This window comes from Proteus sp. G4415, assembly GCF_963896075.1.
GTDB lineage: Bacteria > Pseudomonadota > Gammaproteobacteria > Enterobacterales > Enterobacteriaceae > Proteus > Proteus mirabilis.
In genome coordinates, this window is the sequence record NZ_CAWQOK010000092.1 from 26,255 (window position 1) to 41,911 (window position 15,657).

Sequence of the window (15,657 nt, forward strand, 5' to 3'; positions counted from 1 at the left end):
AAATTGGAACTGTGAAAAAAATTAGCCAAAAAATAGTCATGTTCTGTTTATGTAGTGTTTTGGTAGGGTGTGGACTTGCACAAACGGTAAAAGACGGGACAGTGAATATGAAGGATGCCATCCTCTATAAGAAAATCACCACGCTTCATTTAGATTTTGTCGCTCGTTCTGGGCTTAATACTGACGAGGATCAAACTCCTCTTGCAACGATGGTATGGGTTTATCAATTAAAAGATAAAAAGGTGATTGAAAACTCGACATATCAAATGTTATTAACACGATCGGATGAAATTCTCAAGAAAGATATGCTCAATGCCACCTCTGTAATGGTGATGCCTGATGGACAAGTTTCCCTTGATGAACCATTAGAAAAAGAGACTCAATTTATCGCGGTATTAGGCATGTTTCGAGATCCTAATTTATCAGAAGATACCTGGCGACTGGTGATTAACCGTGAAGACCTAGATGCTGATAAGCCACGCGTGATTGAATTGGGTGATGGTTGGCTGAGATTGTTACCGTTAAAGGATTAATATCATGATAGACACCTTAACCGCTTTTTTTTCCCATCAAGCTTATCAGCTTGACATTCAAGATGCGGAGTTTGATATCGAGATCCTAAAATTTGAAGGAGTTGAAAAACTTAATGCTCCCTCATCATGGCAGATTGAATTTACCTCAACCCAAGACAGCATTTCCCCTGAGCAGGTATTGCTAAAACCTGCGACATTCAATTTGGATACCAATAAGCGAGTGTCGGGTGTTATTACCTGTTTGCAATGGTTATCTACTAGTGCAGATCAATCCCACTATGCTGTATTGCTTGAGCCACGTTTAGCATTACTTAATCATACTAAGCGTAGCGCTATTTATCAAAATACTTCCGTAATTGAAGTCGTTGAAAACATACTGCAATGCCACGGTTTTGAAGGGGCGGATTATGAGTTTAAATTAGAGCATCAATACCCCGAACGAGAGCTTATCACCCAGTGGCGTGAAACCGACTTAGCATTTATCCAACGGTTACTCTCTGAAGTCGGGATTGGCTACCGCCTTGAATACTCGGCAAAGACCGACAATGACAAAGTGCTGTTTTTCGATAGCCAACTCAACTACCAATTTGGTGAACAATTACCGTATCAGCTTCCTTCAGGGCAAAATGATAACAAGCAACTTTCGGTATGGGCTGTGCAACTGGCTCACCAAGTGGTGACTGGCAATGTCACAGTGAAAGACTATAACTATCGCACGGCACTTTCACCGATGGAAACGAGTACACTTCATCCGCTAAGTAACACAACACTAGGGGGGGAATACCATTATGCACCGCCTTATTTGCAGGTGGGTGATGACAACGCGGAAAACATCGAAGCCGAAAGTGGTACATTTTATAGTCGTTTACGTCAAGAGCGTTTGCTCAATCCCACCGCTGAATTTGAGCTACAGACCAACGCTTTTTACCTAACGACTGGCAGTGTGTTAGATATTTTGAATATCCCTATCAACGAACTTAAAGACGGTATTTTTATCACCCAAATTACGTATTGCGCTGCCCGTGATGCCTCTTTACAGATGACTCTTAAAGGTATGCCATATAGTGAACAGTATGCGTATCGTCCTGCAGAAATTTCGCGCCCAAAAATCGCCGGAACTCTGCCTGCACGTATTGAAAGCCGTAATGACAACGATATTTACGCATGGCTAGATGAACATGGACGCTACCGGGTTAAGTTGGATTTTGACCGTCATCAGAGTGGATCCGGCTACGCCTATCTCTGGTTACGCTTAGCTAAGTCGTATGCGGGGGAGACCTGCGGATTGCATGCGCCTTTAATTGCCAATACCGAAGTTGCGATAGCCTTTGACGATGGCGATTTGGATAGACCTTATATTGCGTTCGCTTTTCATGATTCAGAGCATCCTGACCCTGTTAACCGTGATAACCACACTCGCAATGTGTTGCGTACCCCTGCGAATAATAAATTGCGTATGGAAGATAAGCGGGAAAAAACGCACATCAAATTGGCAACTGAGTATGGTAAGGCCCAACTCAATCAAGGTCATCTTGTTGATGCGCAAGGGAAAATACGTGGGGTAGGTACTGAACTGCGTACCGATGAATGGGGCGCAATTCGAGCGGGTAAAGGGCTGTTTATCAGCGCAGATGAACAATCAAAAGCCCAAGGCGAGGTGCTGGATATGGAAGCAGCGCTCAAAGAAATCACCCATCTGTTACAACAGCGGGAACAACTTAATCTTGCGGTTAAACAAGCCAAAGCCTTACAAGCGGATATTGAAAGCCAAAAGCAACTGTTACAGCAACGTTTAGATCCATTAAATCAAAGCTTGTTATTTTCTGCGCCACAAGGAATGGCATTCACCAGTGGCGAACATGTCCAACTGGCTGCCAGTGAAAATGTCGGCCTCAATGCTGACGGCGATATCAGCATCGGGGTTATTGGCAATATGACGATGTCCACGGGAGATAAGTTAGGGCTGTTTGCCCGTGCTGGAAAACTGGGGGTGATTGCAGGGGAAAGCCCATTGACCGTTCAAGCGCAAAACAATCGTTTAGATATTTTCAGTGAACAAAAACAGACAATTACCTCTGCCGCAAATATCAATTTTACGGGCAAAAAGCGTATTATCCTGAACGGGGGCGGCAGTTATCTCAAGCTGGAGAACGGTAAAATTGAGTATGGCACCTCGGGAGATTATGTGCGCAAAGTGCCCAAAATGGCCACTGCAGGGGCGAACACTCTGCCGATGAGAATGGCACAGTTTCCTGCATTATCAGCGCCTATCTGTATTCCCTGTCTACTTAATGCAATAAAAGGTCACGATAGCATTGTTCAAGATGGAAAAGCATAAAAATGGAAAAGCTGATTGAAACGGCCAACAAATCACAGGAAAAGATTTATCTGTTAATTGAAGGGGGCGCATTTGAAGACGGCACCTTTGAACCTTTTCAACAAAAAAATGCCCGTTCGCTGTATTCCCTTTATCAGCATCCTCAGTTACGTGAAGCTAAATGGGTAGGGCCATGGTTATATCCGGTGAAAAACAACACAGAATTAGCGGCTGAAATGACGCAGTTTCCGCACGTAGTCACCGTTATTTTTTCCTCATTAGACCTCAAACCGCTGGCAATGCAATTGGCGTGGGGGTGCACCTTAGTTACACCAACACAAAAAACAGTGGTCAGTCGATTTTATCATCGTGATGTTATGACTGTGTTGGTGCATTGCCAGCAGTTTGATTGGCACTATTACTTGTTCTCAGGTACATCTCAGTGGTGGCATCTGACGTTATCGGGTTGGCAACCGACAGGTGTCGCCACCAAAACGTATCCCAATACCCACGACAGAACCATTTATTTGGATGAATCGACTTGGCAGCAAATTGATGATGACCGAGAAGTGACGAGTATTTTAGCTCAATGGCAACAGATGCCGATGAGCCAGCATTTTCCACCGTGTATTCAGCGACAGAAAGTCATACAGGCATTACAAAAAGCGAGTGAGGCGGGGATGCGAAATGGAGAGGATAAAAAACTCTATGCATTACTTTATCTTGATGGCCAGAAATTAATTTTAACTTCTGATTTTGTGACCTCAAAGTTAGAGCTGGTTAGCCAAGGTAAGTTCAGTTTACAACGCGTTCTTTGTGATTATGAAAAGTAAGATCAGGCCGTTGGCTATGAATATAACACAGTGTATTCATGGCGCTTATCAATTAGTGGCAAAATATAAAAAAAGGTTCTTAGCGTTCTTATTGCTTATTTTTTTAGTGTGGGCAAGCTGGTTTGTCTGGTTAGTTTTATGGGGACCACCTCAAGGTGGAGTGTCATTGGTTATTCATACTCAAATTGACAGACCTATACTTGGATTCAGCGTTAACGGTGTAGCAGGAGGAAATGCCTTCGCCTATGATCCCAGTAATATTTATGCTGGGGATGGTGGAAAAACGACCTGCTGTGGTTCAATCAGTGGCGATACTGCTGAGGTTATTTGGACGCTGAGCACAACAAGGGCACAATATGATGCTGGCTTACGAAAAGAAACCAGAAAAACTACAGTTCCTCTTCCCATAAGAAAACGGGGCGAAAATAATTTGCATGTATTCTTTTTACCGAATGATGAAGTACTTCTTTGGTGGGGAGAGGGACTTATCACGCCGTGGAAACGTGGTATGTCAAAAGAAGAGTTGGCTTGGGCGTTAGCGCAATAAATAATTATTGATAAGGTAAGAAAATGGATATTTTGACGTCAACAAATACTTTAAATGCTGAGTTGAATTTAGATAAATATATTGCAGCAACAAACCGAGCTCAACAAGCAGAAGAGTATCAATTGGGTAACTGCGATAGAGTTTTACATTTGGGGTATTTTTTTGATGGTACAGGGCGGAATATTGAACAAGATGCTTCAGATAGCCGTTTAAGTAATATTGCAAAACTTTATCGAGCTTTTCCTTCATCAGAACAAGACACAAGTAATAAGAAGTTTCTAGCTCATTATTTTTCAGGATTAGGTACAACTTTTAACGATAATCCAGTAGACAAATTACAAGCAGTAATGGATTCAAGTAGTGCCTCGTTGAGTGATGATATTGAGAGTTTACCCAGCGATATATTAACTGATGCGGGCGCAGATCTTATTAAAGGGAAATCGTGGTATGAAGTATTGTCAGATATTAAAGGTAATCTTATTAGTCCAAAAGAATGGGCGTTGTTAGCAGTTAAAAGTGCCAGTAAGGCTACGGGTATTTCAGGTGTTGAAGCTGCGCCATGGCTTAGGGATAATCCTTTTATTTCAGATATGATGGTATCAGGAGTCGATATCCGTCTAGCAACAGCTAAATCAAAATTTATTGAATCAATTGAAAAAGCACGAAAAGAGGGGGAAATTCCGCTTAAATTAGTTTCAGTTTCACTTTTTGGTTTCGATTTAGGTGGGGCAATCGCAAGAAAATTTCTTGATGAAATCATAAATAATCTTTGTGAAAAAGATGACGATGATAGGTTAGTGTATCAAGGAGTTTTTGTTGATATACCTTTTATGGGATTATTTGATTGTTCGCGTCATACCGCAGCCAGTTCCGATGATGGGTTGGACTTTGTTGTTTCATTAGTTCCTCAAATATCCGCAGTAAGTACTTTGATGGGTGAAAAATCAATAGGGTACTCTCTAGCCGTTCCTAAACGTGTAAAACGAACCCTTCATTTTATTGCTGCACATGAGCGTCGTTTATGGCGACCTGTTTATCGAACGGGGCTTAAGAACGATGAAAATCATAAAGAGAAATTAGTACCGGGGTGTAGCGAAGACGTCGGTGGTGGGTTAAAAGCCGATGAACAAAAACCAAGTGCAGAATTATCTTTATGTACGTTGATTGAAATGTATGAAACAGCTGAAAAGTCAGGTGTTCCATTTCCTGAACTCTTAACATTAAAACAAACGAACCCGATTGTTGCAAAACAATTTATCATGAAGGATAGTGTAAAAGGCAATTCTAAAAGCTTAGTAAAAACAAGACAATCAGTAAAGTCCTGGGTTAGAGAATACCAAAAAGGTATACCGGAAAACTGGGTAAATATAGAGGTGTTAAATCATCATTTAAATAGTTATTTTATTTGGCTCGGTGAGAAATATTATGAATATATATTAGAGTTAGCAAAAATTAAAGCATCTGAAGATTCCGAAAATCGAAAAATTATCTTCTCTTTTCCTTACAATACTCAAACTCAAATCGATAAGGTGGGGTTATATTCAGAAAAAATAGCAATATTAAAAAAACACTGGGGATGGTTAGATGATATATGGGATAAAGCTGTAAAATTAAGAAATGACTTTAAAAATCATCCTAATAATCAACGAAGCCAATTGCAACCTAAAATTTGGAATCCTGCATGGGATAGAGCAGTATGGCTATGCGACTGTCGAGCCAATGCATTTCAAAACCTGCCAATGCCATCTTATCCTCACTGGTATATTCGCCCTGTTGATACTACCCTTTTTTCTTATTTTGTGCATGATATCCACACTGTAGGTAAAGGTGAAAGTATAACTTATCGTTTTTTTACCATTCGCAAAATGGAAATACCAAGCCCATTTGAAGAAACAACCAAAATAATTAAGCAACAAGACAATATATATGATCCGCATTATAGCATTAATCAATTTTGGACTGATGTGGGAAGATTTTACTGATTTTTTATGGATACTAACGAACAATTATTATTTAAAGTCATGGAGTGGTAATGTATAAAAAAATTCAACAAAAAAATGAAACTGAAATTTGTCTTATATTGGCTATATTAGTGCTTTTTATTAGTGAATCATTCAGTAATTTAATTGTAAATAGTTGGTTAGATGTATATTTTTATCCGAATTTTTATGGTTTTTTGATTAATGCCGTAATTGGTATAGCACTTTCTCTCTTTGCTTTAAATTTTGTAAAGAAAAATTTAACACCTATTGATCTACTAGGTAGATTTAATAAACATTCTTTTTATTCATTGTTGGCAATGATTGTTTTGCTTTCAATAATTTTATTGGTGAGATGGCTAGATTTTGATAATGTTTATTTAGGTGGTCAGATTTATGCAGGAGGAAAATCATTATTTATTCAAATCGTACTTTTATATCTACCAGTGTATATAGGGATCCCGTTATATCAAGAGATTGTATTCAGAGGTCTGTTAATAAATGTGTTTATCAAAGAGGACAAGAAAATTGTTTATATTGTTACATCAATTATATTTACAGTCTTTATTTTTAGGTATGAAATACTAGATTCCTATATACCTATAAACTATCTTTTTTACAATATACCCATCGTATTTTTATTCTCAATTATATTAATTTACGCCAGACTTAAGACTGGTGGATTATTGACATCCATAATATTAAGCACAATGTTTTATCTCGTTTTTTATAGGGTGAATTTCGAATCTCTAATATAGTAGAGAATTCTTTACTCATTCCAGCTAAGCATCTATTTAATGTAGAATCTTGATGGTTCTTTTTTTCGTCTTTATAAAATGTTCTTAATTTTAATTCGGCGAAATTAAGATGTAAAAGTGCACTCTGAAGGCTTTCAGATATTTTTTATCTTCATCATTTAGAGCTACAGGTTCCTTGATAGCTTGCTCTAAAACTATAAGGGTATAGGCTACGCTATGGTACATATCTTATCGCCTGATGATTTAAACAATGGAAAATACGGTGTAGTCATTGGTGTAGTCATTTAAAAAAAAAGGCACTATAGCCAATGACTATAGTGCCTTTTAAAACAGCCTGTTAACTGACTAGGATCAGTTCATGCCGTATTTTTTCAGTTTCTTACGCAGTGTGCCACGGTTAATGCCCATCATTTGCGCAGCACGTGTTTGGTTACCACGGGTGTATTGCATCACCATGTCCAACAATGGCTGTTCAACTTCAGCCAATACCAGCTCATATAAGTCATTAACATCTTGACCGTTTAATTGAGCAAAATAGTTCTTCAGTGCTTGTTTAACTGAGTCACGTAAAGGTTTTTGGGTTACCTGATCTTGTGAATTTACAGTGGCAACGGTTAGTACGTCTGAATTTACGCGTTGTTCGAACATAGTTCTGTCAGCTCTTTTATTTATTTACGCAAAAAATTTTCGAAATATGCTTCCAACGCCTCCAGCTGTTCGCTGGCATCCTCTATGGCGTTGAAGGAGCGCCGAAACTGGTCATCAGGGGCATGTTCCTTGAGATACCAAGAGACATGCTTGCGTGCAATGCGAGTTCCTTTGCCTTGACCGTAAAAGTCGTGCAATTCACGCACATGCTTTTGCATTATTTGTTGCACCTTTGCAATCGGCAGAGGAGGCAACAGTTCACCTGTGTCCAGATAGTGCTGGATTTCCCGAAAGATCCAGGGTCTTCCCTGAGCAGCGCGACCGATCATTAAAGCATCGGCTCCAGTGTAGTCAAGCACTGCTCTGGCTTTTAGCGGGTCAGTTATGTCTCCATTCGCAATAATGGGAATAGAGACACTCTGCTTAACTGTCCGAATACTGTCGTATTCAGCTTCACCTTTGAACAAACACTCGCGCGTACGTCCATGAATGGTGAGAGCCGCAATACCACAATCTTCAGCCAATTTGGCAATCTCTACACAGTTTCGTTCATCAGGTGACCATCCTGTACGGATCTTGAGTGTAACAGGTACATCAACCGCATTGACCACCGCAGAAAGGATCTCTGCGACTAAATCCGGATAACGCAGCAATGCCGAGCCTGCTAACTTTTTATTCACCTTTTTTGCCGGACAACCCATATTAATGTCGATAATCTGAGCGCCACCTTCTACGTTTATTTTCGCAGCTGTAGCCATATCAACAGGGTCACTTCCCGCAATTTGTACGGAGCGGATCCCCAATTCATCGCTATGTACCATCCGTAACCGAGACTTGTCTGTCTTCCAAACCTGAGGATTAGAAGAAAGCATTTCAGAAACTGTCATCCCCGCACCCATGTCATAGCAAAGTGACCGAAAAGGTCGGTCTGTAACGCCAGCCATTGGAGCTGCAATGAGGCAATTTTTTAACTGATACTGTCCGATTCGCATAGATGAAAAGAGGGCCAAACTGTGACTGCAAGGGCGCGTATATTACGCATTTTTTACCAGATATGAAAGGACAAAGTTTAACCAAATCGCGAAAAAAAGTTACTTTTTTATACTTGATTTTTTATAAATAGATTATTTAGTCAATAAAAACAAAATGTTACTGTTTTTCTAAAATTTTAAATTTAAATATAGAGAAGTAACAAACTCAAGCAACAAGGTGATATTTATCAGGCAAAATTGTGATTAATGCCTGATAAATAATCATTAAGTGAAACTTTAACTGTTTAATATTATCGCAAATTGTTTAATATTTAACCTGTGTTATTTTTTCACTCCGGTAATACGACACCACTCTTCTTTTTCAGCCACAGGATCTAAAGTAAATTGTTCTTGATAAGCTTGTGCAACACTGTCAGCTTGTGTGGCAAGAATACCGGAAAGACCTAAATGACCCCCTTGACGTGGCAGTGTGCTGATAATAGGTGCTAATTCACGTAATGGGCCAGCTAAGATATTGGCGACCACTACATCGGCACTGAGATTGTCTGGTTGGTCTTTAGCAAGGTATAGCGTCAGTGCATCAGCGACACCGTTACGTTGCGCATTGTCGCGACTTGCTTGGATAGCTTGTGGGTCGATATCGATACCTATCGCTTTCGCAGCCCCCAGTTTTAATGCTGCAATGGCTAAAATACCAGAGCCACAACCAAAGTCGATAACGGTTTTACCTGCGAGATCTAAACCATCGAGCCATTGTAGACATAAAGAGGTGGTTGGGTGAGTACCAGTACCAAATGCCAGACCTGGATCGAGCATGACATTTACAGCGTTAGGATCAGGCACTTCACGCCAGCTTGGGCAAATCCATAAACGTTCGCCAAAGCGCATAGGGTGGAAGTTATCCATCCATTCGCGCTCCCAATCTTTATCTTCTAACTGTTCGATTTTATGTACAAATCCTTTACCCAGCACCGCCGTGTTTTCTAACATAGCCACGATGATACTCATATCGGTTTCTGCATCATATAAGCCAATAACATCGGTATCACCCCAGAGGCGAGTTTCTCCCGGTAATGGCTCAAAAATAGGGGTATCGTGGCTATCTTGAAAGGTTACTGATACCGCGCCACTTTCAACCAACTCATCACCAATGGCTTCGGCGTTTTCTGAGGTGGCATTTAGTCTTAATTGTATCCAAGGCATAATTAATCTCTTTTAAAAACAAGTTTACTGTAATGGAGCAGATTGAGGCAAGGTTTGTTCTCCAAACCTATTTGCGACAAGAAAGGCCACTAAGCTCAATAACAGCGCAGGAATAATAGGATGAAATCCAGCAATCTGGATATTAAATGTTGCCAGTGTAGCATAGAGTGTGGCACCGGTTATCATGCCCGCAATCGCGCCATAACGGTTTGCTTTGTTCCAGTAAAGGCCAAGTACTAGAGGCCATAAGAAAACCGCTTGTAGTCCACCAAAGGCAAGTAAATTGAGCCAAATTATCATTGATGGCGGGTTCCATGCAGCAAATAGCAATAAGATCCCTAAAATCAAAGTAGATAGGCTAGATAAACGCGCAATGCGTTTTTCATTGTTTATGGCATGAGGCGCGAGATTGAGATAGAGATCTTTGACCAATGTCGCTGATGATTGTAGCAGTTGTGCGTTAATCGTTGACATGATGGCTGCCATCGGTGCCGCTAAAAATATACCGGCAGCAAAAGGCGGTAATACATCAACCATTAAGGTTGGAATAACTTGATCTGGCACGGTGAGATCAGGAATGATTGCCCGACCTAATGCGCCCGCAAAGTGCATACCAAACATTAATAACGCCATCACGATGGTGCCGATGATGATCCCTCTGTGCATGGCTTTGCTGTCTTTATAAGAGATACAGCGCACTGCAGTATGGGGAAGGCCGATAACCCCAAAACAGACCAATACCCAAAATGACGCCATAAAGGGGCCAGTTAAAATGCCGTCAGCACCATGAGGAGAGGTAAGGGCAGGATCGATAGCATTTAGTTTTTGTATTGCAATATCTAAACCACCCGCCTTGTAGATAATGGCAAAAAGCAAAATAAAGGTGCCCAATAACATCACAAGGCCTTGTAAGGCATCATTTAATACACTAGCTCTAAATCCACCTATCGCTGTATATAATGCGATTGAGATACCAAATATCAGCAAACCAAATTCATAGGGAATACCCGCAGCGGTTTCTAATAAGCGAGCACCACCAATAAATTGTACGGTCATGGCACCAACAAAAGCTACCAGTAGACTTAAGCTGGCAAACCAGACTAAAAAGCGACTTTGGTAGCGAGCATAGAGCATATCATTTAGGGTGACGGCGTTATAACGACGCGCCAAAATAGCAAATTTTTTACCTAGTACCCCGAGGGAGAGCCAAATCGCGGGGAGCTGGATCATCGAAAGAAGTACCCAACCAATGCCGTATTTGTAAGCCGCGCCTGGTCCACCAATAAAAGAGCTAGCACTGACATAGGTTGCCGTGATGGTCATTGCAAGGACAAATCCACCCATAGAGCGGTTACCAAGAAAATACTCGTTAAGAAATTGCCCTTTTTCACGTTTACGATATGCGTATGCGGATAATAGGAAGACCAATAAGAGATAGCCAACCAGTGGCACGATAACCTCAGTTTGCATTGTCATGCTCATCTCCTAACGGCATATCTTTGAAAAAATAGCGTACCATCAGATAGCACAGTAAAAAAAATAGCACAGGCAAAAATAGGCATGAAAGCTCAAACCAAACCGGTAGGCCGGTTAGTCCCACACTATTATCGGGTAAATAGGCAGTAAGTAACCAACCCAATAAGTAGATAAAAGTAAGCACTAAGGCCAAGAGGGCTTCTTTGTGGGCCTGAACAAAACGCTTGTCCATCTGTTCTCCCAATCTTTATAGGATTAAAACGAATGGGAAGGATTGTACGGGAAAGTGAGAGGTGATTCAGTGAAAATTGATCATAAACTTATTGGTGGCATCAAATGATGAGGAATTGATTGGCGGTTAAGTGTGCTGCAGGAACTTATTTGGTTATTTAATAGACTATTTAGTCGAATAAAAAAGGCATAGTCGATAAACTATGCCTTTTACTAATAAGCTAAAAAGATTAATTTTCAGTTAAACCTAGGCGTTTTTCTAGGTAGTGAATATTAGTGCCACCTTTTTGGAATTGCTCATCATTCATAATGAATTGGTGTAGCTCAATATTGGTTTTAATGCCGTCAATAATAAGTTCTGCCAACGCATTTTTCATACGAGAAATCGCAATTTCACGTGTTTCACCGTAAGTGATCAATTTACCAATCATTGAATCATAGTGTGGTGGAACGGTGTAACCTGCGTAAATATGTGATTCCCAACGTACACCAAATCCGCCTGGTGAGTGGAAACGAGTGATGGTTCCCGGGCTTGGCAAGAAGGTTTTTGGATCTTCTGCGTTGATACGGCACTCAATAGCATGTCCATGAACGTGAATTTGATCTTGCGTGACCGATAATGGTAAGCCTGATGCAATACGCAGTTGCTCTTTGATAAGGTCAACACCGGTGATCATCTCAGTAACAGGGTGTTCAACCTGAATACGGGTATTCATTTCGATAAAGTAGAATTCGCCATTTTCATAGAGGAATTCAAACGTACCCGCACCGCGGTAGCCAATTTCAATACACGCATTTGCACAGCGTTCACCGATATTTTTACGGATCTCAGGGGTAATACCCGGTGCTGGTGCTTCTTCAACCACTTTTTGGTGGCGACGTTGCATTGAGCAGTCACGTTCAGCTAAATAGATAGCATTACCTTGTCCATCGGCCATCACCTGAATTTCGACGTGGCGTGGATTTTCAAGGTATTTTTCCATATAGACCATATCGTTGCTAAATGCCGCTTTGGCTTCCGCACGGGTCATGGAGATTGCTTGCGCTAAGTCTTTTTCTGAGCGAACAACACGCATACCGCGACCACCGCCACCACCTGATGCTTTGATGATAACAGGGTAACCAATGCGTTTGGCGATTTCGATATTTTTGGCTGTATCGTTACCTAATGGGCCATCTGAACCTGGTACACAAGGAACACCGGCTTTTTTCATCGCTTCAATAGCGGAAACTTTATCACCCATTAGGCGAATGGTTTCCGCTTTAGGGCCAATAAAAATAAAGCCTGAGCGTTCAACTTGTTCGGCAAAATCGGCATTTTCAGACAGGAAGCCATATCCTGGGTGAATGGCTTGCGCGCCACTTATCTCTGCCGCGGCAATAATTGCCGGAATATTTAAGTAACTTTTTGCTGAAGCAGCGGGACCAATACAGATAGTCTCGTCTGCCAGCAGAACGTGTTTTAAATCACGGTCTGCCGTGGAGTGAACGGCGACTGCTTTGATCCCAAGTTCCTTACAAGCTCTTAGGATACGCAGTGCAATTTCACCACGGTTGGCAATGAGGATTTTTTCTAGCATGGGCCTGCCTCGTTATTCGATGACAAAGAGTGGATCGTCAAACTCAATAGTATCGCCATCTTGGCAAAGGATAGATTTAACAACGCCCGCTTTATCAGATTCGATTTGGTTCATCATTTTCATTGCTTCAACGATACACAGTGTATCGCCAACATTGACTTGCTGACCCACTTCAACAAAGACTTTTGCTTCTGGACTTGGTGAACGATAGAAGGTACCTACCATTGGTGAGCGAACAACATGGCCGCTAATTTCTTGCGTTGCTGTAGCCGCTGGTGTTTCTGGTGCTACAGGTGCCACAGCAGCTGCTAATGCAGGTTGAGGTGCTGCTGGTGCCGCAAAATATTGCTGAGGAGCCATTTGACCCTGAACGCCAGAGTTGCGACTGATGCGTACTGACTCTTCACCTTCAGAAATTTCCAGTTCAGAAATGCCAGACTCTTCGACTAGCTCGATCAGTTTTTTAATTTTACGAATATCCATGAGTTGATTCCGTACTCTTTTGATGTTTTTTATTAAGACAAGCGGTTGACCGCTGCCTGTAAAGCAAATCGATACCCTTCAGCACCTAATCCACAGATTACGCCAGTTGCGATATCAGAAAGATAAGAGTGGTGACGGAAAGGTTCCCGACTGTAGACATTGGATAGGTGAATTTCAATAAATGGAATATTCACCCCTAATAATGCATCACGCAGTGCAACACTGGTGTGCGTAAATGCTGCAGGGTTGATAAGAATATAATCAACATTTCCCCGCGCCGCATGAATTTTATTTATTAGCTCATGTTCAGCATTTGATTGAAAATGAGTCAGTTTCACATTTAATGCTTGAGCATCCGCTGACAAACTTTGAACAATATCATTCAGAGTTAGGTGTCCGTAAGTTTCCGGCTCTCTAGTGCCAAGCAGGTTTAAGTTCGGACCATTCAGGAGCAAAATATGAAAATTTTCCGACATTATGCTTCTATCTCCGTCAATTCGTCAACGAAATGACAAAATAACCTGTGCTTTTCGTTTTGTCATCTTTTATTGTATCGAATGTTACGATACAAATCACAAAGTCCGACATTATAGACATTTCACAGAAGATAACAGCAAAATACTGGTCTAATCAGGGAAAGATGGGATTATTTTGATGAAAAGTTAAAAGTTTTTACAAGATTGTAAAACCAAGAAAGTAAAATAAACAGAAGTTTAAAAAATAATCATAACATGACGTTATTTATTGATGTGACAGGAAATCTACGCTTCTTTGAGCTAGATCGATAATATATGTTATAAATGTGATCTAGATCACATTGCTAACCAGGCTTAATATTAAAAACGCAATAATCTGGCATTAAATTAATCTGTTTAATGCCAGAAATTAGCTCAAAATCATGATAAATAATTACAACTTAACTAAGGTTCTACCTGTTACTTGATTATCCATTATCATCTGAGCATAGCGTGGCACCTCATCAAGTGTAATTTCGGTTACTGTTTGCTGATAAAATGTATCAGGCAATAGCTGCAGTAAACGTTGCCATACTTGAGCGCGTTTTTCTGCTGGATAATAGACGGAATCGATACCTTGCAGACGAACATTGCGTAAAATAAATGGCATGACTGTAGTAGGTAACGTATATCCTCCTGCTAATCCACAGGCGGCAACGGTGCCATTGTAATGTGTTTGTGACAAGATATTGGCAAGGATTTGTCCACCTACAGTATCAATAGCGCCTGCCCAACGCTGTTTATCTAACGCTTTACCCGCAGCCTCAAATGCTTCACGGGTGATAATATGCTCGGCACCTAGTTTACGTAAATAATCGTGATTGCTGGCTCTGCCACTGAGAGCGGTAACCTGATAGCCAAGTGCGGTTAATAAACTAATTGCGGTGCTACCGACACCACCGCTGGCACCTGTAACCAAAATCTCACCACTATCGGGTGTTATGCCACCTTGTTCTAACGCCATCACACAAAGCATGGCAGTAAAACCAGCTGTACCAATGATCATGGCATTTTTTAACGACAGTCCTTCAGGCAGCGCCGTTAACCAATCACCTTTAACGCCCGCTTTTTGTGCTAAACCGCCCCAGTGGTTTTCACCTACCCCCCAACCGGTTAGTAACACATGTTGTCCAATATGAAAGCGGGGATCTTCTGTATGGTGAACCACTCCTGAAAAATCGATACCGGGAACCATTGGAAATTGGCGTAGAATTTTTCCTTTACCTGTTATGGCTAAGCCATCTTTGTAGTTTAGTGTCGAGTAGTGGACATCAACAATGACCTCATGAATAGGGAGTTGTGATTCATCGATATGTTGGACGCCGGCGCTAAGTTTATCGCTGTGTTGTTCGACTAATAATGCTTTCATGATGACCTCTTATTGCTATCCGTTTCTGTCATGATAGGTGATTTTTTAGCAAGCGTTGTGATTGTGCACAATATCTCGTGTAATAATGAGACAAATTAACGCTTTTTAGTGTATAAACGATGGGTTCTATGTTCATTTAAGCAGAGATTATTCTGAGTTTTACATTTTTGTTGTGAGTTGATACTTAAAATAT

At 41.0% G+C, this 15,657-nt stretch carries 15 protein-coding genes; 6 read left to right on the plus strand and 9 right to left on the minus strand.

The window, feature by feature from the left end; genetic code table 11:
* Window positions 1-38: 38 nt before the first annotated feature.
* The 6 genes from tssJ to AACU95_RS10905 are packed head-to-tail and all read left to right on the plus strand — an operon-like array spanning window position 39 to window position 6,967.
* Entirely contained in the window at window positions 39-533 is a 495-nt protein-coding gene (gene tssJ, locus AACU95_RS10880) for a type VI secretion system lipoprotein TssJ (protein ID WP_074561706.1), read from the plus strand.
* A gap of 4 nt (window positions 534-537) precedes the next feature.
* On the plus strand, window positions 538-2,871 hold the full coding sequence (locus AACU95_RS10885; RefSeq protein WP_161737059.1) for a type VI secretion system Vgr family protein: 2,334 nt from the start codon (window positions 538-540) through the stop codon (window positions 2,869-2,871).
* Between the two features lie 2 nt (window positions 2,872-2,873).
* Window positions 2,874-3,683, plus strand: a complete 810-nt coding sequence (locus AACU95_RS10890; RefSeq protein ID WP_141191983.1) for a DUF4123 domain-containing protein — start codon at window positions 2,874-2,876, stop codon at window positions 3,681-3,683.
* Between the two features lie 16 nt (window positions 3,684-3,699).
* The gene (locus tag AACU95_RS10895) at window positions 3,700-4,230 is read left to right on the plus strand and encodes a DUF3304 domain-containing protein (protein WP_161737060.1); all 531 of its coding nucleotides are present in this window, start codon (window positions 3,700-3,702) and stop codon (window positions 4,228-4,230) included.
* A 23-nt stretch (window positions 4,231-4,253) separates the two neighbouring features.
* On the plus strand, window positions 4,254-6,212 hold the full coding sequence (locus AACU95_RS10900) for a phospholipase effector Tle1 domain-containing protein (RefSeq protein WP_074561694.1): 1,959 nt from the start codon (window positions 4,254-4,256) through the stop codon (window positions 6,210-6,212).
* 50 nt (window positions 6,213-6,262) lie between these two features.
* The gene (locus tag AACU95_RS10905) at window positions 6,263-6,967 is read left to right on the plus strand and encodes a CPBP family intramembrane glutamic endopeptidase (protein ID WP_074561695.1); all 705 of its coding nucleotides are present in this window, start codon (window positions 6,263-6,265) and stop codon (window positions 6,965-6,967) included.
* 351 nt (window positions 6,968-7,318) lie between these two features.
* Here AACU95_RS10905 and fis read toward each other — a convergent pair whose 3' ends face one another.
* The 9 genes from fis to acuI all read right to left on the minus strand — a co-directional run bounded on the left by fis (window position 7,319) and on the right by acuI (window position 15,464).
* A complete protein-coding gene (gene fis, locus AACU95_RS10910) occupies window positions 7,319-7,615 on the minus strand; it encodes a DNA-binding transcriptional regulator Fis (protein WP_004245342.1) in 297 nt (98 codons plus the stop codon).
* Window positions 7,616-7,635: 20 nt separating this feature from the next.
* Window positions 7,636-8,607 (minus strand): tRNA dihydrouridine synthase DusB, encoded by a 972-nt coding sequence (gene dusB / locus AACU95_RS10915; protein ID WP_004245341.1) that lies wholly within the window; start codon window positions 8,605-8,607, stop codon window positions 7,636-7,638.
* 321 nt (window positions 8,608-8,928) lie between these two features.
* Window positions 8,929-9,810 (minus strand): 50S ribosomal protein L11 methyltransferase, encoded by an 882-nt coding sequence (gene prmA / locus AACU95_RS10920; protein WP_036894164.1) that lies wholly within the window; start codon window positions 9,808-9,810, stop codon window positions 8,929-8,931.
* A gap of 24 nt (window positions 9,811-9,834) precedes the next feature.
* Window positions 9,835-11,280: a sodium/pantothenate symporter gene (gene panF, locus AACU95_RS10925; protein ID WP_004245338.1), complete on the minus strand. Its 1,446-nt coding sequence runs from the start codon at window positions 11,278-11,280 to the stop codon at window positions 9,835-9,837.
* Window positions 11,270-11,518, minus strand: a complete 249-nt coding sequence (locus AACU95_RS10930) for a YhdT family protein (RefSeq protein ID WP_004252713.1) — start codon at window positions 11,516-11,518, stop codon at window positions 11,270-11,272. The genes panF and AACU95_RS10930 overlap by 11 nt, the downstream gene beginning before the upstream one ends.
* A gap of 229 nt (window positions 11,519-11,747) precedes the next feature.
* Entirely contained in the window at window positions 11,748-13,097 is a 1,350-nt protein-coding gene (gene accC / locus AACU95_RS10935; RefSeq protein ID WP_004245336.1) for an acetyl-CoA carboxylase biotin carboxylase subunit, read from the minus strand.
* Between the two features lie 12 nt (window positions 13,098-13,109).
* On the minus strand, window positions 13,110-13,580 hold the full coding sequence (gene accB, locus AACU95_RS10940; protein WP_004245333.1) for an acetyl-CoA carboxylase biotin carboxyl carrier protein: 471 nt from the start codon (window positions 13,578-13,580) through the stop codon (window positions 13,110-13,112).
* A 32-nt stretch (window positions 13,581-13,612) separates the two neighbouring features.
* Entirely contained in the window at window positions 13,613-14,056 is a 444-nt protein-coding gene (gene aroQ / locus AACU95_RS10945) for a type II 3-dehydroquinate dehydratase (RefSeq protein ID WP_004245332.1), read from the minus strand.
* 433 nt (window positions 14,057-14,489) lie between these two features.
* Window positions 14,490-15,464 (minus strand): acrylyl-CoA reductase (NADPH), encoded by a 975-nt coding sequence (acuI, locus tag AACU95_RS10950; protein WP_012368829.1) that lies wholly within the window; start codon window positions 15,462-15,464, stop codon window positions 14,490-14,492.
* Window positions 15,465-15,657: the final 193 nt, after the last annotated feature.

Bases quoted from the DNA above. Each gene is read 5' to 3' on its own strand.
- tssJ (WP_074561706.1), top strand. From the start codon at position 39: ATGTTCTGTTTATGTAGTGTTTTGGTAGGGTGTGGACTTGCACAAACG.
- AACU95_RS10885 (WP_161737059.1), top strand. From the start codon at position 538: ATGATAGACACCTTAACCGCTTTTTTTTCCCATCAAGCTTATCAGCTT.
- AACU95_RS10890 (WP_141191983.1), top strand. From the start codon at position 2,874: ATGGAAAAGCTGATTGAAACGGCCAACAAATCACAGGAAAAGATTTAT.
- AACU95_RS10895 (WP_161737060.1), top strand. From the start codon at position 3,700: ATGAATATAACACAGTGTATTCATGGCGCTTATCAATTAGTGGCAAAA.
- AACU95_RS10900 (WP_074561694.1), top strand. From the start codon at position 4,254: ATGGATATTTTGACGTCAACAAATACTTTAAATGCTGAGTTGAATTTA.
- AACU95_RS10905 (WP_074561695.1), top strand. From the start codon at position 6,263: ATGTATAAAAAAATTCAACAAAAAAATGAAACTGAAATTTGTCTTATA.
- fis (WP_004245342.1), bottom strand. From the start codon at position 7,615: ATGTTCGAACAACGCGTAAATTCAGACGTACTAACCGTTGCCACTGTA.
- dusB (WP_004245341.1), bottom strand. From the start codon at position 8,607: ATGCGAATCGGACAGTATCAGTTAAAAAATTGCCTCATTGCAGCTCCA.
- prmA (WP_036894164.1), bottom strand. From the start codon at position 9,810: ATGCCTTGGATACAATTAAGACTAAATGCCACCTCAGAAAACGCCGAA.
- panF (WP_004245338.1), bottom strand. From the start codon at position 11,280: ATGCAAACTGAGGTTATCGTGCCACTGGTTGGCTATCTCTTATTGGTC.
- AACU95_RS10930 (WP_004252713.1), bottom strand. From the start codon at position 11,518: ATGGACAAGCGTTTTGTTCAGGCCCACAAAGAAGCCCTCTTGGCCTTA.
- accC (WP_004245336.1), bottom strand. From the start codon at position 13,097: ATGCTAGAAAAAATCCTCATTGCCAACCGTGGTGAAATTGCACTGCGT.
- accB (WP_004245333.1), bottom strand. From the start codon at position 13,580: ATGGATATTCGTAAAATTAAAAAACTGATCGAGCTAGTCGAAGAGTCT.
- aroQ (WP_004245332.1), bottom strand. From the start codon at position 14,056: ATGTCGGAAAATTTTCATATTTTGCTCCTGAATGGTCCGAACTTAAAC.
- acuI (WP_012368829.1), bottom strand. From the start codon at position 15,464: ATGAAAGCATTATTAGTCGAACAACACAGCGATAAACTTAGCGCCGGC.